A 21,992-nucleotide genomic window follows, 5' to 3' on the forward strand; every position below is an offset into this window, starting at 1 on the left:
TGAGACCATGATAGATTTTGGGACAATTGCAACCGCGATGGTAACACCGTTTGATATAAACGGGAATATCGATTTTGCAAAGACAACGAAATTGGTAAATTATTTAATTGATAACGGTACAACAGCAATCGTGGTAGGAGGAACGACAGGAGAATCTCCTACATTAACTTCAGAAGAGAAAGTAGCGTTATATCGCCATGTCGTATCTGTTGTCGATAAAAGAGTGCCCGTAATCGCTGGAACAGGTAGCAATAATACGCATGCTTCTATTGACTTAACTAAAAAGGCAACAGAAGTTGGTGTGGATGCAGTAATGCTAGTAGCACCGTATTATAACAAACCGAGTCAAGAAGGAATGTATCAGCATTTTAAAGCAATTGCTGAAAGCACGCCGCTTCCGGTTATGCTATATAACGTTCCAGGACGATCTATTGTACAAATCTCCGTTGATACAGTTGTTCGTTTATCAGAAATAGAAAACATTGTTGCTATTAAAGATGCCGGCGGCGATGTGTTAACAATGACAGAAATCATTGAAAAAACAGCGGACGACTTTGCGGTATACAGCGGTGATGACGGTTTAACGTTACCAGCTATGGCAGTTGGAGCGAAAGGTATCGTTTCGGTAGCCTCTCATGTTATCGGAAACGAAATGCAAGAAATGATTACAGCATTTCAAGCAGGAGAATTTAAGAAGGCACAAAAATTACATCAATTACTTGTAAGAGTAACTGATTCATTATTTATGGCGCCAAGTCCAACTCCAGTAAAAACAGCGTTACAAATGGTTGGATTAGATGTAGGTTCTGTACGTTTACCACTTCTTCCATTAACAGAAGAAGAAAGAGTAACGTTACAATCTGTAATGCAATCTATCCCTCGTTAATAAAAAATGACCTAGTGTAGAACTAGGTCATTTTTTACTATATGCAAATCTTTTCCTCTTTTTCTTACTTATATGTGTTCTTATAAGAATATTAATCGCTTCTTCATTATGTGTATAAGAAAATAATCGTACCCCTTTAACTGAGTCAAAAAATGATAGATATTATGGCATAAACGTAATAAACTACGGTGTCTGTTTTTAGAGAAATCCCCTCAAATGTGACGTAATTCATAAAAAAACTCCATTTTGTAAGTGTTTTTGTTGGATTCTAGAAAAATAAATCTTGAAACTCCCTATTATGAAATGAATTTAGCGTATGTATGGCTAGTTCTTCAAAATAATATGGAGTATAAAATCGGAGTAAATATAAAGGAAATACGTTCGATACTTTTGTTGTCATTCCGTTCTTTTCCTCTTTCTTTCGCACGATTTAACTTGTGTTCTATTTCTTGTATCAGGTATAATATGGCTAAGTAGCTTAGTACGGGTATGCTTAGCAAAATTGGGAAAAATTATAATTTAATTAAATTTTCATATCATATCGAATAAGATATTTGATTTATATAATGAAAGAGAGGTGAAACCTGGTTTAAAAAATAAACAAGGACATGATATCGCATAACGGTAAGGACATTCGTCTTGGACGGTGAAAATATGGTGGTTGTAGAGTTTCCCCTGGTGTCTCTGCAATTTTAGTGAAATCAGTGTTTGCAAGATTTTTAAACCAGGCAACAACATGAAGAGAAAAGAGAATGAGTCTGTTAAAGTATTTGCTCTTGGTGGAGTAGGTGAAATCGGGAAAAACATGTACTGTGTTGAAATTGATTCTGAAATCTTTATCGTAGATGCAGGGTTAATGTTCCCGGGAGATGAAATGTTTGGAATTGATATCGTTATTCCTGATATTACATATTTAGTGGAAAATCAAGAGCGAGTAAAAGGTTTATTTATTACTCACGGTCATGAAGATCATATTGGTGGAATTGTGTATGTACTTCGTAAATTATCTATTCCAGTCTATGCAACGAAATTAACAGTAGGACTTATACAAGAAAAACTTGGTGAAGCGGGCATGTTAGGCCGTGTAGACCTAAAAACAATCGATTCAAATTCAACAGTAGAATTTAACACTACAACGGTGTCATTCTTCGGAACGACACATAGTATTCCGGATTCTGTTGGCGTTTGTTTCCATACATCAAAAGGTGCAGTCGTATATACGGGAGACTTTAAATTCGATCAAACTCCAATTGGAAATAGTGGAGCAGACCTTGGTAAAATGGCACAAATCGGAAATGAAGGCGTACTTTGCTTATTATCTGATAGTACAAACGCAGAGCGCCCAGGCTATACAGGTTCAGAAAAAGAAGTTGGTGTAGAAATCTCTAAAGTGTTCTACGGCGCAGAAGGTCGCATTATCGTTGCTTCATTTGCATCGAATGTACATCGTATTCAACAAGTATTTGATGCAGCTGCTGAAACAGGGCGAAAAGTAGCAGTAGTAGGACGTAGTATGGTGAAAGTAGTAGACATTGCAAGACGTCTTGGTTATTTAGATGTTCCAGAAGGTATGGTTATTTCATTACAAGAAGTAGACAACTTCCCAGAGAAAAAGGTAGCTATTTTAACGACAGGTAGTCAAGGTGAACCGATGGCTGCTCTATCTAGAATGGCAAAACAAGCGCATAAACAAATTTCAATTCGTAAAGGTGATACTGTTATCATTGCTGCTTCGCCAATTCCGGGTAATGAAATATCTGTATCAAAAATTATTGATTTGTTATTTAGAGCTGGAGCTGAAGTTGTTTATTACGGCGAACGAAAAGTTCACGTGTCAGGTCACGGTAGCCAAGAAGAATTAAAATTAATGTTAAATTTAATGAAACCAAAGTACTTTGTACCCGTACATGGTGAGTTCCGTATGCAAAAAGCACATGCATATTTAGCTGAAGATGTAGGTATTACAAGAGAAAATATCTTTATCGTAGAAAAAGGCGATGTAATTGCTTTTGGTGACGATGAAGCAAACTTAGTCGGTAAAGTACAAGCTGGTAATGTTTTAATTGATGGATTAGGTGTAGGTGACGTTGGTAATATCGTTCTTCGAGATAGAAAGATGTTATCTCAAGATGGAATACTAGTAGTTGTTGTAACGCTTGGTAAAGATGAAAAGAAAATTATCTCTGGCCCAGAAATCATTTCACGTGGTTTCGTATATGTTCGTGAATCAGAAGCGTTAATTGAACGATCTACAGAGATTGTACGTATGATTGTTGAGCAGTCAATTAAAGAATATTCAATTGAATGGTCAATGTTAAAACAAAATATTCGTGAATTATTAGGACAGTTCTTGTACGAAGAGACAAAGAGAAAACCTATGATTTTACCGATTATTATGGAAGTATAAAAAGATCACCCTTATGGGTGATCTTTTTTCTTTTTAACCCTATCGAATGAAATTTATAACTTAAGAAATAATAGTTATATACGAGTGAAAGGGGATGCGAAATGACAGAACGTGATCGATATACAAATGAAGAAAAAGAAGCTGAGCCAAAAGAAGCTGGAAAAGAGGCTTCAATAGTTGAAAAAATTCAACAGCTTGGACAGACAAATGTACCACAGATGAATGAATCACGTATTCATTGTTTAACGATTATCGGACAAGTGGAAGGTCATGTTCAATTACCACCGCAAAATAAAACAACAAAATATGAGCATATCATTCCGCAAATTGTTGCGATTGAACAAAATCCGAAAATTGAAGGTTTGCTTTTAATATTAAATACAGTTGGAGGTGACGTTGAAGCTGGGCTAGCAATTTCTGAAATGGTAGCTTCACTTTCAAAACCAACAGTATCTCTAGTTTTAGGTGGGGGACATTCCATCGGTGTACCGATTGCTGTTTCTACTGACTATTCGTTTATTGCGGAAACTGCGACGATGACAATTCATCCAATTCGTTTAACAGGTCTTGTCATAGGTGTGCCACAAACATTTGAGTATTTGGATAAGATGCAAGAAAGAGTCATTCGTTTTGTGACGAAGCACTCGAAAGTAACAGAAGATCGTTTTAAAGAGCTTATGTTTGCGAAAGGAAATTTAACGCGAGATATTGGGACGAATGTAATTGGTGGGGATGCAGTAAAGTACGGTCTTATAGATGATGTCGGCGGTATTGGAAATGCGATTCGAAAATTAAACGAATTAATAGATGTTCGTGCGGAAGATAGTACAGAAGGGACAATGCTACAATGATTTTATATACAATTATGCCAGAGCAACTTGTGTATCCGGTCGATTATTCACAATGTGAAAGTCAAAAAGTTGTAAATATAAATGGTGTGGAATTAATGGTTTCTGAAGAGGAACATGGATGTTATTCTATTGTACGTGTGCTAAGTACGGACCCACTTCACTATTTAGAGTTTGAGCCCGGTCAGAAAATAACCTTTTAGCAAAAAGAAGGATTTTGTTTAGAAGCTATGGTATAATATAAAAAACAAGACGGTTGAGCAGCCATGAGTAGGCTGCTTTCTTCTGTTTATTTAGCATTTTACAAGAAGTGTAAAAATAGAAGATATAAAGACCAGAAAAATAGAGAAAACAGACATATAAATAGAGCGTTTTGAAGGGAGCTTTACTTATATGTAGAACACGAGGTGAAGAAATGGCAAAACAAAAGCAAAGAGGGACGAAGGCAAAGGCAAGACGTACGATAAAGCCAACTTTGTATTATGAAATCGTCGGTTTAACTCTTTTTGCACTTTCAATCATTACGATTTTACAGCTAGGCGTTGTAGGGAAATCGTTTGTGTTATTTTTTCGCTTCTTCTTTGGTGAGTGGTACATAATTGGTGTGTTAGGTGTAATAGCTTTATCGGTTTCCTTTGTTATAAAACGCGGATGGCCGAACCTTTTAAATAAACGATTAATTGGATTTTATTTAATTGTATTGGCGATATTAATGTTTAGTCATATTACATTATTTAACCTTCTTACAAAAGATGGAGCAGTGCAAAATACTTCTGTTATTGTGAGTACGAAAGATAACTTCTTTCTTGAAATGAAAAAGGGGCCAGATAGCGTTCATTTAGGTGGTGGTATGTTTGGTGCGCTTATGTTCGCAACATGTTACTTCTTATTTGACGAAGTAGGAGCTTATATCATTGGTATTATTCTAGTTATTCTCGGTATACTTTGTATAACAAATAAGCATATTGGAGAAGTGTTAGCTCCAGTTGGTAGAATTCTTAGAAGTCAGTTTCAAGTGATGCAAGGGGATTATAAAGATTGGAGAGCCAAAAGAACGGCTGAACAAACAGAAAAGAAAAAAACAACAAGAAGCACAAGAAGCAAACGTGCTGCAGAACAAGAAGAAATTATTGAGCCGATGGAAGAAATCTCAATTGATCCTCCGATTATTTCGAATTTCACTGAGAATTATCCTGTAAATGAAGAAGAGGATAAACGAATCGAAGTAGAGCAAGAAGAGTTGATCACTTCACCGTTTATTGAAGAGACTCCGCCAATTGAAGAACCAAAGAAAAAGCGTGGAGAAAAAATTGTTGAATCGTTAGAGAGTGAAGCGCAAGCACCTCCTATTCAATTTTCAAATGTAGAAAATAAAGATTACAAGCTTCCTTCACTTGATATATTAAAATTTCCAAAGAATAAGCAAGTTACAAATGAAAATGCGGAAATTTATGAGAATGCTCGTAAATTAGAACGTACATTCCAAAGTTTCGGAGTGAAAGCGAAAGTAACAAAAGTGCATAGAGGTCCTGCAGTTACAAAATATGAAGTGTATCCTGATATGGGGGTAAAGGTAAGCAAAATTGTCAGTTTAAGTGATGATTTAGCCCTTGCTTTAGCTGCAAAGGACATTCGTATTGAAGCGCCAATTCCCGGGAAATCAGCTGTAGGGATCGAAGTTCCAAACTCAGAAGTTTCGATGGTAACGCTGAGGGAAGTTCTTGACTCTAAGGCTAATAATCATCCGGAAGAGAAGTTGTTAATTGGTCTTGGCCGAGATATTACAGGTGAAGCTGTATTAGCCCGGCTAAATAAAATGCCTCATTTACTCGTAGCTGGTGCGACAGGTAGCGGGAAAAGTGTATGTATTAACGGTATTATTGTTAGTATTTTAATGCGTGCAAAACCACATGAAGTAAAATTAATGATGATTGACCCGAAAATGGTAGAGCTAAATGTATATAACGGTGTGCCTCATTTGTTAACGCCAGTTGTAACTGACCCGAAAAAAGCATCGCAAGCATTGAAAAAAGTTGTGAGTGAAATGGAACGTCGTTATGAATTGTTTGCTCATAGTGGTACACGTAACATTGAAGGATACAACGATTATATAAAAGAGCATAATAGTCAATCAGAAGCGAAACAACCCGAATTACCTTATATTGTAGTAATTGTGGACGAGTTAGCAGATTTAATGATGGTTGCTTCGTCTGATGTAGAGGATGCGATTATGCGTCTAGCGCAAATGGCTCGTGCTGCTGGTATTCATTTAATTATTGCAACGCAACGTCCGTCAGTTGACGTTATTACGGGTGTTATTAAAGCAAATATTCCATCACGTATTGCATTCGCTGTATCTTCTCAAACAGATTCTCGTACAATTCTTGACGGTGGTGGTGCAGAGAAGCTACTAGGTCGTGGAGACATGCTGTTTATACCAATTGGTGCATCGAAACCTGTACGTGTACAAGGCGCATTTTTATCAGATGATGAAGTTGAGAGAGTTGTAGAATATGTTATTGGACAGCAAAAAGCACAATATCAAGAAGATATGATTCCGCAAGATGTTCCTGATACGAAGCAGGAAGTAGAAGATGAATTATATGATGAAGCGGTTCAACTTGTAGTGGAAATGCAAACAGCATCTGTTTCTATGTTACAACGTAGGTTTAGAGTAGGTTATACGCGAGCTGCTCGCCTAATTGATGCAATGGAAATGAATGGTGTAGTAGGTCCGTATGAAGGGAGTAAACCGAGAGAAGTACTCATTAATGATGTACAAGAAAAAAGTTCTTAAAAAAAGCCTAATTGTTTTTACAATTAGGCTTTTTTATATAGTGTTTTTGTTATATACTATACTCAGCGATAAAGAAAGGGCTTACATTTAGGGGTGCCCTTTAGAATACGAATACTTTGAGTATGTTTTATGTAAATGTTCGATATTTAATGCAGAAAAATGTTAGATTTTGTTGACACGTATGAGAGCAAGTGGTAAGATTACTTCGAAAAGAATCACTGCCTCATATAATCTTGGAGATAAGGTCCATAAGTTTCTACCTGGCAACCATGAATTGCTAGACTATGAGGGGAAAAGTGTGTAACAAAGGATGTAAAGGATCTTTGTGCCGAACTTTTTCTCGAAATGAGGAATGTTTATGGTGCAAAGTTTTTTTTATGCAATAAAGAGTGAAAATTTTATTTTAAAAAATTATTATTATTTATTCGACAATTACACTTATTTTGGTGTTTAGTCATTTGTACTATGTTGTAAGTTGAAAAAAGAGAAAAGAAGTCTTACATCAGAGGTCGAATAATTGAAATGCGGGGGAGTCTTATGTCAGTAAAATCTGATAGTCGTCACCTATATCTACGGGTGATTGATCACATCAAAGAAAAAATTAAAGATGGCGCTTATAAAGAACGACAAAAGTTACCATCAGAGTTTGATTTAGCGAAAGAACTTGGCGTAAGTAGAGCGACTTTAAGGGAAGCGTTGCGTATTTTAGAAGAAGAAAATGTTGTCATTCGTAGACATGGTGTAGGGACATTTGTAAATGCAAAGCCATTATTTTCTTCTGGAATAGAACAACTTTCTAGTATTACAGATATGATTTCTAGTGTGGGGAAAACACCAGGAACAATCTTTTTATCATCATCTACTACAACTTTAACAGAAGAGGAAAAAGAGAAGTTTAATAGTGAAGATGGTTTTAATGCAGTGATGATTGAACGCGTGCGTACAGCAGATGGGGAACCTGTTGTGTATTGTATCGATAAACTTGCAAAAGAAATATTGCCAGACTTATCGGGTTACAATGAGGAATCATTATTAACGGTGATACATAATAACACGCATAAGCGCATAACATATGCGGTTGCTCACATTGAGCCAATTGGCTATCACCCTAAAATCTCACCAATTTTAGAATGTGAGCCTGAAACAGCACTGCTTGTATTAAAACAAATGCACTATGATCAAAATGATGAGCCAATCTTATATTCTATCAATTACTTTAGAGCTGATAAATTTAGCTTCCACGTATTAAGAAAGCGTATGTAGGTAAATTCCTTTTTAGGGAGGTGACAGCAAGAAGTAAGGAACAGCAGCGTAAGAATAAATAAATATATATCATTTTTGGAGGGGTTTCTAGTATGAAGAAAAAAGCAGGCCTTTTATTATCATTAACTTTAGCAGCAAGTACAGTTTTAGGTGCATGTGGTAACTCGGATAAGGCGAGCAGTGACAAGAAAGACACGAAAGACAATAAAGACTTCAAGGTTGGTCTCGTAACGGATGTTGGGGGCGTTGATGATAAGTCATTTAACCAATCTTCTTGGGAAGGGTTACAAAAGTTTGGTAAAGATAATGGTTTAAAAGAAAAGACAAATTATCGTTACCTTCAGTCTGAAAAAGAAGCTGATTATATTCCGAATTTAAAAAAATTCTCAAAAGATAAATATGATTTAACATTCGGAATTGGTTATAAATTAGAAGGTGCAATTAAAGAAGTAGCAAAAGAATCTTCAAAACAACAATTTGCAATCGTAGATACTGTTGTAGATGCACCGAACGTAACGAGTATTACGTTTAAAGATCATGAAGGATCATTCCTTGTAGGTGCGGTAGCAGCTATGTCAACAAAATCGAATAAAGTAGGATTTGTTGGTGGAATGAAAAGTGATTTAATTAGTAAATTTGAAAATGGATTTAAAGCTGGTGCAAAGGCAGTAAATCCAAACATTGAAATCGTATCTGAATATGCAGAAGCATTCGATAAGCCTGAAAAAGGTACAGTTCTTGCTTCAGCAATGTATGGTCAAGGCGTAGACGTAATTTATCATGCTGCTGGTGGTACAGGTAACGGTGTGTTCACAGAAGCGAAAAACCGTAAGAAAAAAGGTGAAAATGTTTGGGTAATCGGTGTTGACCGTGACCAACATCAAGAAGGTATGCCTGAAAATGTAACATTAACTTCAATGATTAAACGTGTTGATGTAGCAGTAGAAAAAGTAGCTAAAGAAGCAAAAGATGGGAATTTAAAAGGCGGGAAAATTGAAGAGTTTGGCTTAAAAGATGACGGTATTGGTATTTCAAAAACAACTGATAACGTGAAAAAAGTTAACCCTGAAATTTTAACAAAAGTAGAAGAGCTTGAAAAGAAAATTACAGCCGGTGAAATTAAAGTGCCAGCTACAGATAAAGAGTATAAAGAATATGAAGCTTCTCTAAAAAAATAAATAGAGAAATAGCAAAGGTTAGTTCATAGAACTAACCTTTGTATGTATAAAACTTCCGAATTGCTTAATAAGTTAATAGTGTAATAGGGAATGTTCCCTGTTAAAAGGAGGAACACAATGGAATACGTAATTGAGATGAATAACATTACGAAAGTATTCCCAGGCATTGTAGCGAATGATGATATTACGCTGCAAGTAAAGCAGGGTGAGATACATGCTTTACTTGGAGAAAATGGTGCAGGGAAATCCACATTGATGAATGTACTATTTGGTTTGTACCAACCAGAGCAGGGTGAAATTAAAATTAAAGGTAAACCTGTAAAAATCACAAATCCGAATATAGCAAATGACCTTGGTATTGGAATGGTCCATCAACACTTTATGCTTGTTCATAATTTTACAGTTACAGAGAATATTATTCTCGGAAATGAACCGAAGAAAAAAGGGAAAATTGCTGTTGAGGAAGCTGCTAAAGAAATTCAAAAACTGTCTGAACAATACGGTTTATCTGTAGATCCATATGCGAAAATACAGGATATTTCAGTTGGTATGCAGCAGCGTGTTGAGATTTTGAAAACTCTTTACCGCGGTGCAGAAATTTTAATATTTGATGAACCAACAGCTGTGTTAACACCGCAAGAAATTCATGAGCTAATTCAAATTATGAAAAAGCTTGTGCAAGAAGGAAAATCTATTGTTCTTATTACACATAAGTTGAAAGAAATTATGGAAGTTTGCGATCGTTGTACGATTATTCGTAAAGGAAAAGGGATTGGAACGGTTGACGTTGCAAATACGGATGAAAATAAACTTGCAGAATTAATGGTCGGACGTCAAGTGAATTTTAAAACAGAAAAAATAGACGCGAAGCCAAAAGAAGAGGTACTTTCAATTGCAAACCTTGTTGTTCACGATGCACGTCAACTACCTGCTGTAAAAGGCCTTGACTTAACTGTTCGTGCGGGGGAAATTGTTGGGATTGCAGGGATTGATGGAAACGGACAAAGTGAATTAATAGAAGCAATTACTGGTTTACGAAAAGTTGAGTCAGGTTCTATTGCAATTAAAGGAAAAGAAATAACAAATTGGCCTGTTAGAAGAATAACAGAAGAAGGAATTGGTCATATTCCAGAAGATCGTCATAAACACGGACTCGTTCTTGATTTTTCTGTTAGAGATAATATAGTTCTGCAAACGTATTATAAAAATCCATTTTCAAAGAAAGGGATTTTAAATTTCAGCAAAATTACAGAAAAAGCAAAGGCTCTTATTGAACAGTTTGATGTGCGTACACCTAGTGAGCAAACGTTAGCACGCGCTCTATCTGGGGGGAATCAACAAAAAGCAATTATTGCACGTGAAGTAGACCGAAATCCAGATTTATTAATTGCGGCACAGCCAACACGTGGTTTAGATGTAGGAGCAATTGAATTTATTCATAAGAGATTAATAGAGCAAAGGGATAAAGGAAAAGGTGTATTACTTTTATCATTAGAGTTAGATGAAATCTTAAATGTTAGCGATCGAATTGCTGTTATTTATGAAGGGGAAATTGTAGCAATAGTTGATGCGAAAGAAACGAATGAACAACAGCTTGGATTGTTAATGGCTGGAGGAACAAAGAAGGAGCAGGTGGGTACAAATGGCTAAAAAGCTTTTAACAGAACGAACGATAAATATTTTAGTCCCAGTACTATCCGTTATTTTCGGCTTACTTGTAGGAGCGATTGTAATGCTAGTTAGTGGCTATGATCCAATTGTTGGTTATAGTGCACTTTGGACAGGAATGTTCGGCAGCGCAAGTGCGATTGGTGAAACGCTTCGTACAATGATACCGCTTATTCTTGCTGGCTTATCGGTGGCGTTTGCATTTCGTACAGGTTTATTTAATATCGGGGTAGAGGGTCAATTGTTAGTTGGTTGGCTTGCAGCGGTTTGGTTCGGTTATGCAGTCTCACTACCAGCTTTCCTTCATATTCCATTATCTATTTTATTTGCAGCATTGGTGGGCGGAATTTGGGGCTTCATTCCGGGATATTTAAAAGGGAAGTTTCAAGTGAATGAAGTTATTGTAACTATTATGATGAACTATATCGCTTTGTATGTAACGTATGACATCATTAAGCGTTTCTTACATGCGGGTAATGACAAAACGTATGATATTAAAGAGAGTGCGTCACTATCTTCAGACTGGCTTGCTTCTATTACTGATGGTTCACGTCTACACTGGGGAATTATTGTAGCAATTTTAATCGCTATTTTAATGTGGTTCTTATTAGATCGAACAACTTTAGGTTACGAATTAAAGTCAGTAGGATTTAATCAGCATGCTTCTCAATATGCAGGTATGAAAGTTTCTCGTAATGTAGTATTCTCCATGACAATTGCTGGTGCATTTGCGGGGATTGGTGGAGCGATGGAAGGATTAGGGACATTCCAGAGTATGACAGCGATGTCTTCGTTTACAGGAGTAGGATTTGATGGGATTGCCGTAGCATTACTTGGAGGGAATAATCCGTTTGGTATAATCCTTTCAGCTTTATTATTTGGTGGTTTGAAAAGTGCTTCCCCTCAAATGAACTTTGAGGCAGATGTACCGTCAGAGCTTATTAATGTAATTATTGCATGTATCATCTTCTTTGTTGCATGTAGTTATGTGTTAAGATGGGCGCTTACACGCATGAGCAAGGAGGGGAAATAAATGAGCTTTTTAGATATATTAGCCATTCTTGTGACGGGTACGTTATATACATCGGCACCTATCATTTTCACAGCACTAGGTGGTGTATTTAGTGAACGATCGGGTGTTGTAAACATCGGATTAGAAGGACTAATGCTATTTGGTGCATTTATTGGAGTCGTTACAAACTTATTAATGGGTGATACTTGGGGAACGATGACTCCGTGGATTGCGTTACTATTTGCGGCAATTGGTAGTGGGTTATTTGCATTACTTCATGCGGTAGCTTCTATTACATTCCGAGCAGATCAAGTTGTAAGTGGTGTAGCCATTAACTTCTTATCTCTTGGTTTAACAGTATTTGCAATTAAGAAGATTTTTGATAAAGGGCAGACTGACTTTATTCAGTATCGTATTGAAAAGATTGATATTCCAGGCCTTTCGGATATTCCGGTTTTAGGGAAAATATTTTTCTCGAACGTACCAATAACGTCATATATTGCCATTATTTTAGCATTCGTTGTTTGGTATGTTATTTATAAAACACCGTTCGGTCTTCGTCTACGTGCTGTTGGTGAACACCCAATGGCAGCGGATACGATGGGGATTAACGTATATAAAATGCGCTATATTGGAGTCTGTATTTCAGGAGTGTTTGCTGGAATTGGTGGAGCGATTTTTGCAATGTCAATTTCTAATAACTTCTCAGGGGCAACTATTACAGGACAAGGTTTCTTAGCTTTAGCTGCTATGATTTTTGGAAAGTGGAATCCACTAGGCGCACTAGGTGCAGCTCTATTCTTTGGTTTTGCGCAATCTCTAAGTGTAACGGGCGGAACAATCCCTGTATTAGATCAAATTCCAAGTGTTTTATTAACGATATTACCATATATATTCACAATATTAGCGCTTGTCGGTTTTGTAGGTCGTTCTGAAGCTCCGAAAGCTTTAGGAACTCCTTATGAAAAAGGAAAACGATAAGTATTTTATAAGTATAAAAAAGCTCGCACATTAGTGTGGGCTTTTTTACATAGAATATATTTAATACGGAATTTTACTATGTTCCTTACATATTAAAGTTTTTAGAAAGAATCATATGTAAGCATAATAAGGGAGAAAAGTTGATTTTTTATTTCTAAAAACTGTATATTGAAGAGGAATATTCCTATATACGTAAAGGAGGGCTATAAATGAAACTAATGGAACAACAACTACATGAGTTAGGTGGTTTGCGCGTACATATTATTCCGACTGATAAATATAAAACGAATACCTTTGTATTTCGTTTTAAAGCGCCTTTAAATGAGGAGACGGTGACAGAGCGTGCCCTATTGCCATACGTATTGCAAAGTGCGACAGAAAAATTACCTTCTGTAATTCGTCTTCGTCAATATTTAGAAGAATTATACGGATCTTCTTTAGCGGTAGATGTAAGTAAAAAAGGGGAAGACCATATTATCTCCATTTATGTAGACATTGCAAATGAAGTTTATTTACATGATGCACCACCGTTATTTGAAAAAGCGCTTTCTATGTTGTCAGATATTGTGTTACATCCAGCAACGGAGGGGAACGGTTTCCTATCTTCTATCGTAGAAAGTGAAAAAAGAGCACTGTTACAGAGAATTGAAGCTACTTATGATGATAAAATGCGTTATGCAAACGAGCGTTTAATTGAAGAAATGTGCAAAGTAGAACCGTATCGTTTAAGTGCAAATGGAAAAAAAGAGAGTGTTATGTCTATTACAAATGAAAGTTTGTATCAATATTATCAAAAGGTGTTAGCGGAAGATGAAATGGATCTATATATTATTGGTGATATTTCAGAAAACGCCGTTGATCTTGTAAGTAAGTATTTTTCTATTTCAACTCGTCCAGTGAGAGAAAGAAATGTACTCCTTCATAGACGAAATAATGAAGAAAAAGAAGTTGTTGAAAAACAAGAATTAAAACAAAGTAAATTACACATCGGTTATCGTACATTTGTCACATATAAAGATGAAGATTATTTTGCATTGCAATTGTTCAATGGATTGTTTGGTGGCTTTTCTCATTCGAAGTTATTCGTAAATGTGCGTGAAAAAAATAGTTTAGCGTACTATGCAGCATCGCGCTTTGAAAGTCATAAAGGTTTATTATTTGTTATGTCAGGAATCGAAGCGAAAAATTATGAAAAAGCAGTTGAGATTATTAAAGAACAAATGCTTGCGATGCAAAACGGAGAGTTTTCTGAAGAAGAAATACATCAAACAAAAAGTGTCATCCAAAATCAAATATTAGAGGCAATTGATACACCACGTGGCTTTGTAGAAATGCTATATCATGGTATTATTTCAGATCGTACACGTCCAGTTGAAGAATGGCTTACAGGCATAGAAAGTGTGACGAAAGAAGAAATTGTAAAAGTTGCTAAAAATATTGAACTAGATACAATTTACTTTTTACAAGGAACGGAGGGAGAGTAAATGGAGAAAATTGTTTATGAGCAATTAAAAGAAACACTCTATTATGAAAAACTTCCTAATGGATTAGATGTATATGTTTTACCGAAACAAGGATTTAATAAAACATTTGCGACGTTTACGACGAAATATGGTTCTGTAGATAATACATTTGTACCATTAGGGAAAGAAGAAATGATTCGTGTGCCTGATGGAATTGCACATTTTCTTGAGCATAAATTATTTGAAAAAGAAGATCACGATGCTTTCCAATTGTTTAGTAAACAAGGAGCATCGGCAAATGCTTTTACATCCTTTACACGAACAGCTTACCTTTTTTCATGTACTTCAAACGTAGAACAAAATTTAAATACATTGCTAAACTTCGTGCAAGAGCCTTATTTCTCTGAAAAAACGGTTGAAAAAGAGAAGGGGATAATTGGGCAAGAAATTCAAATGTATCAAGATAACCCGGATTGGCGTTTGTACTTCGGGTTAATTGATAGCTTGTTTGTAAAACACCCAATTAAAATTGATATTGCAGGGACAATCGAATCTATTAGTAAAATTACGAAAGATTTATTGTATGAATGTTATGAAACATTTTATCATCCGAGCAATATGTTATTATTTGTTGTGGGTGCAATTGATCCAGAGAAAACAATGGATTTAGTACGTGAAAATCAAGCGAAAAAAGATTATAAAAACCAGCCAGAAATTGTGCGTTCATTTGAAGAAGAACCAAATGAGGTAAATGAAAAGAAAAAAATTATTTCAATGCCTGTGCAAACACCGAAATGTTTAGTTGGTATTAAAGCGACTAATTTAAAGGAAAAGGGGCAAGCGCTTTTAAAACAAGAAATTGCGCTTACGTTACTCTTAGATTATTTATTTGGGAAAAGTTCTGTTCATTACGAAACTTTATATAATGAAGGGCTTATTGATGATTCATTCTCGTATGACTATACAGAAGAAAATAACTTCGGTTTTGCAATGGTTGGCGGTGATACGAAACAACCTGATGAATTGGCAAATCGTTTAAAAGATATTTTATTAAAAACAGATTATGATCAATTAGATGCGGCGGCATTAGAACGAGTGAAGAAAAAGAAAATTGGTGGTTTTTTACGCTCGTTGAATTCACCAGAATATATTGCAAATCAATTTACACGATACGCGTTTAATGAATCTAGCCTATTTGACGCATTGACTGTATTAGAAGGACTAACCGTTCAAGACTTACAAGAAGTAGCGAAATTATTGTTATCAGAAGACAAAATGAGTATTTGTCAGGTGTTACCGAAAAAATAAAATTAAAAAGATACCCTCATCTTATCATTGAAAAATTGTAAGATGAGGGTATTATTTAGTTATGTGAAAATTGAACTTGTAGAGATAAGAGAGGGACTTTATGAAAAAGTATGCGTTAGTAACTGGAGGGAGCGGAGGAATTGGCTCTGCTATTTCGAAACAATTAATTCAAGATGGATATACAGTTTATGTTCATTACAATAACAGTGAAGAAAAGGTATTGGAATTGCAGAAGGCATGGGGAGAAGTTATCCCTGTTCAAGCGAATTTAGCTTCTAGTGATGGAGCAGAGCAATTGTGGGGACAAATTGAACATCCTATTGATGTTATTGTATACGCAGCTGGGAAGAGTATTTTTGGACTAGTAACAGATGTAACAAACGATGAATTGGATTATATGGTAGAACTTCAAGTGAAGAACGTATATAAATTACTTTCTATGGCACTTCCGCCTATGATCGGGAGAAGAAGTGGTAATATTGTAATTGTTTCATCTATATGGGGACAAATAGGGGCTTCTTGTGAAGTGCTTTATTCAATGGTAAAAGGGGCACAAAATTCATATGTGAAAGCTTTAGCGAAAGAAGTTTCTTTAAGTGGATTACGTGTGAATGCAGTAGCACCAGGAGCAATTGAAACGGAAATGTTAAGTGTTTTTTCTGAAGAAGATAAAATGGGAATTGCTGAAGATATACCATTAGGTAGAATAGGATTACCAGAAGAAGTAGCGAAAACAGTTTCATTCCTCGTATCACCAGGAGCGTCTTACATAACTGGACAAATTATCGGAGTGAATGGCGGTTGGCACTGCTAAAAAATTCTTACATAAAAAATGAATAGTTGCACAAATTAAGGATGATTTTATTACTCAATAGTGAGGTGCTTAATTATGTCAGTATTAGATAATTTTGATCAGTGGAAGAGCTTTTTAGGAGAACGTTTAGAGCAAGCGCAAGACAAAGGTTTAGATGGCGGTGCGGTATCAGATATGGCGTTTCGTGTTGGCGACTATCTTGCTAATGAGGTAGAAGGACGCAATGACCAAGAGAAATTATTAGCTGAGCTTTGGAAAGTTGCTGATGAACAGGAGCAACATACAATTGCAAATTTAATGGTTAAGTTCGTACAACATAAGTAAAAGTAGAGAGGAGATTCTCCTCTCTACTTTTTTTGTATAATAATTACACAGGGTAGATTATACATTTAGCTTCCCTATTAAGGTGAAATCATATAATATAGTACGTAGGTGTAAAGTAAGCAAGGGGAGTGATCTTGGATGATTGAATGGTATTTTGAATATGAAATACATAAAAACCGACCTGGCTTGCTTGGTGACGTTTCTTCGTTAATCGGTATGCTCGGCATTAATATTGTCACAATTAATGGTGTAGATAATGCACGACGTGGGTTACTTCTTATGTGTGATAATCAAGAGCAAATCTCTAGACTTGAATCAATTTTAAATACGATGGATAACATAACGGTAACGAAATATCGTCCGCCCAAGCTAAGAGATAAGCTAGCGGTTAGACATGGTAGGTACATACAACGAGATGCAGATGATAAGAAAACATTTCGATTTGTGCGTGATGAATTAGGCTTACTTGTAGACTTTATGGCAGAAATTATGAAAAAAGAAGGCCATAAACTAATTGGGATACGCGGAATGCCTCGTGTCGGAAAAACAGAATCCATTGTTGCTGCAAGTGTTTGTGCAAATAAAAGGTGGTTATTTGTATCATCTACTCTTATTAAGCAAACTGTTCGTAGTCAATTAATTGAAGATGAGTATAGCGATGACAATATTTTCATCCTAGATGGAATTGTGTCAACGAAGCGTGCTAACGAAAGACATTGGCAGCTCGTTCGTGAAATTATGAGATTGCCTGCAACGAAAGTTGTGGAACATCCTGATGTATTTGTGAGTCAGTCAGAATACACATTGGATGATTTTGATTATATTATCGAGTTGCGTAACGATTATGATGAAGAAATTCAATATAATTTAGTAGATGAAATTGAGCAAGGTACGCAAAATAATTTCTCTATGTTTGACTTTTAAAGAAATATTGAGGTGTTAGTAGTGACGGAATTGGGACAAAAGCTGAAAGAAGCAAGAGAAGCGAAAGGCTTGTCTATTGATCAGCTACATGAGATTACAAAAATTCAAAAACGCCATTTAGTGGCAATTGAAGAAGGCAATTATGATGTATTGCCAGGAGCTTTTTATGCGCGTGCATTCATTAAACAATACGCAGATGCGGTTGGATTAAATGGAGAGGAACTGCTCGTAGAACATCAGAGTACGATACCACAATCTGAAAAGCGTGAAGTTCCACAAGTATCAACGGGACAAAAAACACAAGAAACAATGCAAAAATCTTCATCATGGCCAATTGCAGATCACATGCCGAAAATCTTAGTTGCGCTGTTAGTAATCGCAGTTGGAGTGGTAATCTGGTTTGTGTTTCAAGCGTTAACTGGAAAAGATGATGAAAAAGTTCCGAGTGCTCAAAGTGAGAAAATTGAAGTTCAAAAAGCGAAAGATTCTCCGTTAGATACGAAGAAAGATGAAGTGAAAGCGGAAGAGCCAAAAAAAGAGGAACCAAAGAAAGAAGAACCAAAGAAAGAGGAGCAACCAGCACAACCAACTGGACAGCAAGAAGTGAAAGTAGTTGGAACAACTGGAAAGGTATCTACTTTGGAAATTCATAATAATAAAACATTAGAACTGGAATTATCGGGTAAAGGTGCGAGTTATGTAGATGTTAAAGATGATGCTGGGAATGTGATTCTAAACGCTACAGTACAAGAGGGCCAAATAGAAAAACGTGATGTATCAACATTAAAAGAAGTGCGACTTAATATTGGAAATGCAACGAATGTTGAAGTTAAACTGAATGGCCAAGTGGTCGCTTATCCATTGGATCCAGAAAAAGAACTTCACCAAAGATTGGTGATAAAAAACCAAGGGATAGAGCAACCTGCACAATAACAGTCATCGCTTCGATGACTTTTTTTCGATGAACAAATGTTTTTGATATGATGGAGGAATAGCTGTGAATTTACCAAATAAAATTACAATATCTAGAATCTTCTTAATTCCAATTTTTATGGTAATTATGTTAGCACCCTTTGATTGGGGTTCATACAAAATTGGTGATGTTGATTTACCGATTCAACATTTAGTGGGGGCACTTATCTTTATCATTGCTTCAGCTACAGATTGGATTGATGGACATTACGCAAGAAAATATAATCTTGTAACGAATTTAGGGAAGTTTCTTGACCCGTTAGCTGATAAATTACTTGTTTCGGCAGCACTTATTACATTGGTAGAGATGCAATATGTACCGGCTTGGATTGTTATTGTAATTATCAGTCGTGAGTTTGCGGTAACTGGTTTACGTCTTGTACTTGCTGGAACAGGGGAAGTAGTTGCAGCAAACCAGCTAGGAAAAATTAAGACATGGACACAAATTATTGCGATTGCAGCATATTTATTACACGATGTACCTTTAAATTTAATCCATATTCCAGTTGCGGATATCTTCATATGGATTGCATTAATCTTTACTGTTATTTCAGGATGGGATTATTTCTGGAAAAATAGAGCTGCTTTTGTAAACTCAAAATAGAAGTTTATGGGGGAATTGGGATGAATGCTGAGATTATTGCGGTTGGAACTGAATTATTACTTGGACAAATTGCAAATACAAATGCCCAGTTTTTATCTGAAAAGTTAGCTTCAATCGGAATTAACGTGTACTATCATACTGTTGTTGGTGATAATAATAAGCGATTGCAAAAGGCGATTGAAGCTGCGGAAGAACGTGCTGATATACTTATTTTTACAGGTGGATTAGGACCGACAAAAGATGATTTAACGAAAGAAACGATAGCTGCTAGTTTAGATGAAGAGCTTGTGTATGATGAAAAGGCATTAGCCTTAATAAGTAATTACTTTAAGCGTACAGGCCGTGAATTTACGGAGAATAATAAAAAGCAAGCGCTCGTTTTAAATGGAGCAACAGTATTTGCAAATGACCACGGTATGGCGCCGGGTATGGGGGTAAATAAGAACGGAAAAGTTTATATTTTATTACCAGGGCCGCCAAAAGAGATGAAACCAATGTATGTAAGTTACGTAGAGCCTTTTTTACGTAATTTTACAACAGGAGAAAACATTTATTCTCGTGTGCTTCGTTTCTTCGGTATTGGGGAGTCCCAATTAGAGGTGAAAGTTCAAGATTTAATTGATGGACAAACAAACCCAACAATTGCCCCATTAGCAAATGATGGAGAAGTGACATTACGTTTAACCGCTAAGCATCAAAATGTTAGCGAAGCGGAGAAACTAATTCAATATGTGGAAGATTTGATTTTAGAAAGAGTAGGAGAATTTTTCTACGGATATGACCAAGAATTTTTGCATTATAAGGCAATCGAGTTATTGAAGAGAAAAGGGTTAACTTTAGCGTGTGCAGAAAGTTTAACAGGTGGTCTTTTTGGAAATCAAGTAACTGAAAACGCTGGTGTTTCTTCTGTGTTTAAAGGCGGTGTCATTTGTTATCATAATGATGTGAAGCAACATGTTTTACGTGTGCCTGAAGAAGTGTTGCATACTGATGGTGCAGTTAGTAAAGAATGTGCTCGTTATCTTGCTGAAAATGTTAAGGATGTACTAAAAGCGGATATCGGAATTAGTTTCACTGGTGTAGCAGGGCCAGATGCTTCAGAACAGAAAGAACCAGGAACAGTATTTGTTGGGCTTTCTATTAAGGATGAACCAACTGTAGTCTTTCCTCTTAATTTAAGCGGAAGTCGTCAACAAATTAGAGAACGAACAGCAAAATATGGATTTTATCATTTATATAAAAAGCTAGAAGAGATATAAGTTTCTTCTAGTTTTTTTACGGTTAAATTTAGATATTATTTGATAGAAAATAAAAAAATCGAATAAATGTTCGATTTTTGTTGGCAAATTGAATTGAAAATAGGTATAATAAGATTAGCAATTCAGTTAAGGAGGAATTTTGAATGAGTGATCGTCAAGCAGCGTTAGATATGGCGTTAAAACAAATAGAGAAGCAATTCGGTAAAGGTTCAATTATGAAATTAGGAGAACAAGCGGAGCGTAGAGTTTCTACGGTTTCTAGTGGTTCTTTAGCACTTGATGTGGCACTAGGGGTAGGCGGATATCCACGTGGCCGTATTATCGAAATTTACGGACCTGAAAGTTCAGGTAAAACGACAGTTTCATTACATGCAATTGCAGAAGTACAACGTCAAGGTGGACAAGCAGCATTCATCGATGCGGAGCACGCAATGGATCCTGTATATGCACAAAAATTAGGCGTTAACATAGATGAATTACTATTATCACAGCCTGATACAGGGGAGCAAGGATTAGAAATCGCGGAAGCACTTGTACGAAGTGGTGCGGTTGACATTATCGTAATTGACTCTGTAGCAGCTCTTGTACCGAAAGCAGAGATTGAAGGCGACATGGGTGACTCACACGTAGGTTTACAAGCACGTTTAATGTCACAAGCACTTCGTAAGCTTTCAGGAGCAATCAACAAATCAAAAACAATTGCAATCTTTATTAACCAAATTCGTGAAAAAGTTGGGGTTATGTTCGGAAACCCAGAAACAACTCCAGGTGGTCGTGCGTTGAAATTCTATTCAACTGTTCGTCTTGAAGTGCGTCGTGCGGAGCAATTAAAGCAAGGTAACGACATCGTTGGTAATAAAACAAAAGTAAAAGTAGTGAAAAATAAAGTAGCACCACCATTCCGTGTTGCTGAAGTTGATATTATGTACGGAGAAGGTATTTCAAGAGAAGGTGAAATCTTGGATATGGCTTCTGAGCTTGATATCGTTCAAAAGAGCGGTGCTTGGTATTCTTATAATGAAGAACGCCTAGGACAAGGTCGTGAAAATTCGAAGCAGTTCTTAAAAGAAAATACAGATTTAAGAGAAGAAATTGCCTTCTTTATTCGTGAGCATCACGGAATTAGTGAAGATTCTGGTGCTGAGGGCGCAGAAGATTCAACTCTTCTTGATTAAAAAAATAAAAGACACGGCCTCGTGTCTTTTATTTTTTTATCTACTATTAAGGAGCATAATATTATAGATAAAAAATATTTTTTTACTTCAAATGCGTTGTGTAAAGAGG

19 protein-coding genes and 1 riboswitch are annotated in these 21,992 nt (G+C 36.1%); all 19 genes read left to right on the forward strand.

Annotated elements, in window-relative coordinates:
• The first annotated feature begins 7 nt into the window (after positions 1-7).
• The 19 genes from dapA to recA all read left to right on the forward strand — a co-directional run bounded on the left by dapA (position 8) and on the right by recA (position 21,883).
• On the forward strand, positions 8-886 hold the full coding sequence (dapA, locus tag ACTFRM_RS18585) for a 4-hydroxy-tetrahydrodipicolinate synthase (RefSeq protein WP_000564763.1): 879 nt from the start codon (positions 8-10) through the stop codon (positions 884-886).
• A 736-nt stretch (positions 887-1,622) separates the two neighbouring features.
• On the forward strand, positions 1,623-3,293 hold the full coding sequence (locus ACTFRM_RS18590; RefSeq protein ID WP_000823096.1) for a ribonuclease J: 1,671 nt from the start codon (positions 1,623-1,625) through the stop codon (positions 3,291-3,293).
• Between the two features lie 101 nt (positions 3,294-3,394).
• A complete protein-coding gene (tepA, locus tag ACTFRM_RS18595) occupies positions 3,395-4,144 on the forward strand; it encodes a translocation-enhancing protein TepA (RefSeq protein ID WP_000139806.1) in 750 nt (249 codons plus the stop codon).
• Positions 4,141-4,344, forward strand: a complete 204-nt coding sequence (locus ACTFRM_RS18600) for a YlzJ-like family protein (RefSeq protein ID WP_000605036.1) — start codon at positions 4,141-4,143, stop codon at positions 4,342-4,344. Before tepA ends, ACTFRM_RS18600 begins: the two co-directional genes overlap by 4 nt.
• 212 nt (positions 4,345-4,556) lie before the next feature.
• On the forward strand, positions 4,557-6,938 hold the full coding sequence (locus ACTFRM_RS18605) for a DNA translocase FtsK (RefSeq protein WP_001118779.1): 2,382 nt from the start codon (positions 4,557-4,559) through the stop codon (positions 6,936-6,938).
• Between the two features lie 203 nt (positions 6,939-7,141).
• Positions 7,142-7,243, forward strand: a riboswitch (purine riboswitch).
• Positions 7,244-7,475: 232 nt separating this feature from the next.
• Complete coding sequence (locus tag ACTFRM_RS18610; protein ID WP_000114182.1) at positions 7,476-8,201, forward strand: GntR family transcriptional regulator; 726 nt, start codon at positions 7,476-7,478, stop codon at positions 8,199-8,201.
• Between the two features lie 92 nt (positions 8,202-8,293).
• Positions 8,294-9,379: a BMP family lipoprotein gene (locus ACTFRM_RS18615; RefSeq protein WP_000725771.1), complete on the forward strand. Its 1,086-nt coding sequence runs from the start codon at positions 8,294-8,296 to the stop codon at positions 9,377-9,379.
• Between the two features lie 117 nt (positions 9,380-9,496).
• Entirely contained in the window at positions 9,497-11,029 is a 1,533-nt protein-coding gene (locus tag ACTFRM_RS18620) for an ABC transporter ATP-binding protein (RefSeq protein ID WP_000456914.1), read from the forward strand.
• On the forward strand, positions 11,022-12,080 hold the full coding sequence (locus ACTFRM_RS18625; RefSeq protein ID WP_001085254.1) for an ABC transporter permease: 1,059 nt from the start codon (positions 11,022-11,024) through the stop codon (positions 12,078-12,080). Before ACTFRM_RS18620 ends, ACTFRM_RS18625 begins: the two co-directional genes overlap by 8 nt.
• Positions 12,081-13,040, forward strand: a complete 960-nt coding sequence (locus tag ACTFRM_RS18630; protein WP_000008856.1) for an ABC transporter permease — start codon at positions 12,081-12,083, stop codon at positions 13,038-13,040. It abuts the gene before it with no gap.
• A gap of 209 nt (positions 13,041-13,249) precedes the next feature.
• Entirely contained in the window at positions 13,250-14,524 is a 1,275-nt protein-coding gene (gene yfmF / locus ACTFRM_RS18635; RefSeq protein ID WP_000772418.1) for an EF-P 5-aminopentanol modification-associated protein YfmF, read from the forward strand.
• Positions 14,525-15,811 carry an EF-P 5-aminopentanol modification-associated protein YfmH gene (gene yfmH, locus ACTFRM_RS18640; RefSeq protein ID WP_000411976.1) on the forward strand — a complete coding sequence of 429 codons (1,287 nt, stop codon included), beginning with the start codon at positions 14,525-14,527 and terminating at the stop codon, positions 15,809-15,811. It abuts the gene before it with no gap.
• 100 nt (positions 15,812-15,911) lie between these two features.
• On the forward strand, positions 15,912-16,625 hold the full coding sequence (ymfI, locus tag ACTFRM_RS18645) for an elongation factor P 5-aminopentanone reductase (protein WP_000759604.1): 714 nt from the start codon (positions 15,912-15,914) through the stop codon (positions 16,623-16,625).
• A gap of 75 nt (positions 16,626-16,700) precedes the next feature.
• A complete protein-coding gene (locus ACTFRM_RS18650; protein WP_000114450.1) occupies positions 16,701-16,949 on the forward strand; it encodes a DUF3243 domain-containing protein in 249 nt (82 codons plus the stop codon).
• A 138-nt stretch (positions 16,950-17,087) separates the two neighbouring features.
• On the forward strand, positions 17,088-17,873 hold the full coding sequence (locus tag ACTFRM_RS18655; RefSeq protein ID WP_000574107.1) for a DUF3388 domain-containing protein: 786 nt from the start codon (positions 17,088-17,090) through the stop codon (positions 17,871-17,873).
• 21 nt (positions 17,874-17,894) lie between these two features.
• Complete coding sequence (locus ACTFRM_RS18660) at positions 17,895-18,806, forward strand: helix-turn-helix domain-containing protein (RefSeq protein WP_000137461.1); 912 nt, start codon at positions 17,895-17,897, stop codon at positions 18,804-18,806.
• Between the two features lie 64 nt (positions 18,807-18,870).
• A complete protein-coding gene (gene pgsA, locus ACTFRM_RS18665) occupies positions 18,871-19,449 on the forward strand; it encodes a CDP-diacylglycerol--glycerol-3-phosphate 3-phosphatidyltransferase (RefSeq protein WP_001052967.1) in 579 nt (192 codons plus the stop codon).
• 20 nt (positions 19,450-19,469) lie between these two features.
• A complete protein-coding gene (cinA, locus tag ACTFRM_RS18670) occupies positions 19,470-20,708 on the forward strand; it encodes a competence/damage-inducible protein CinA (protein WP_325851890.1) in 1,239 nt (412 codons plus the stop codon).
• A 143-nt stretch (positions 20,709-20,851) separates the two neighbouring features.
• A complete protein-coding gene (gene recA, locus ACTFRM_RS18675; RefSeq protein WP_001283860.1) occupies positions 20,852-21,883 on the forward strand; it encodes a recombinase RecA in 1,032 nt (343 codons plus the stop codon).
• Positions 21,884-21,992 lie beyond the last annotated feature (109 nt).

This window comes from Bacillus cereus group sp. MYBK227-1, from assembly GCF_051916325.1.
GTDB lineage: Bacteria > Bacillota > Bacilli > Bacillales > Bacillaceae_G > Bacillus_A > Bacillus_A cereus.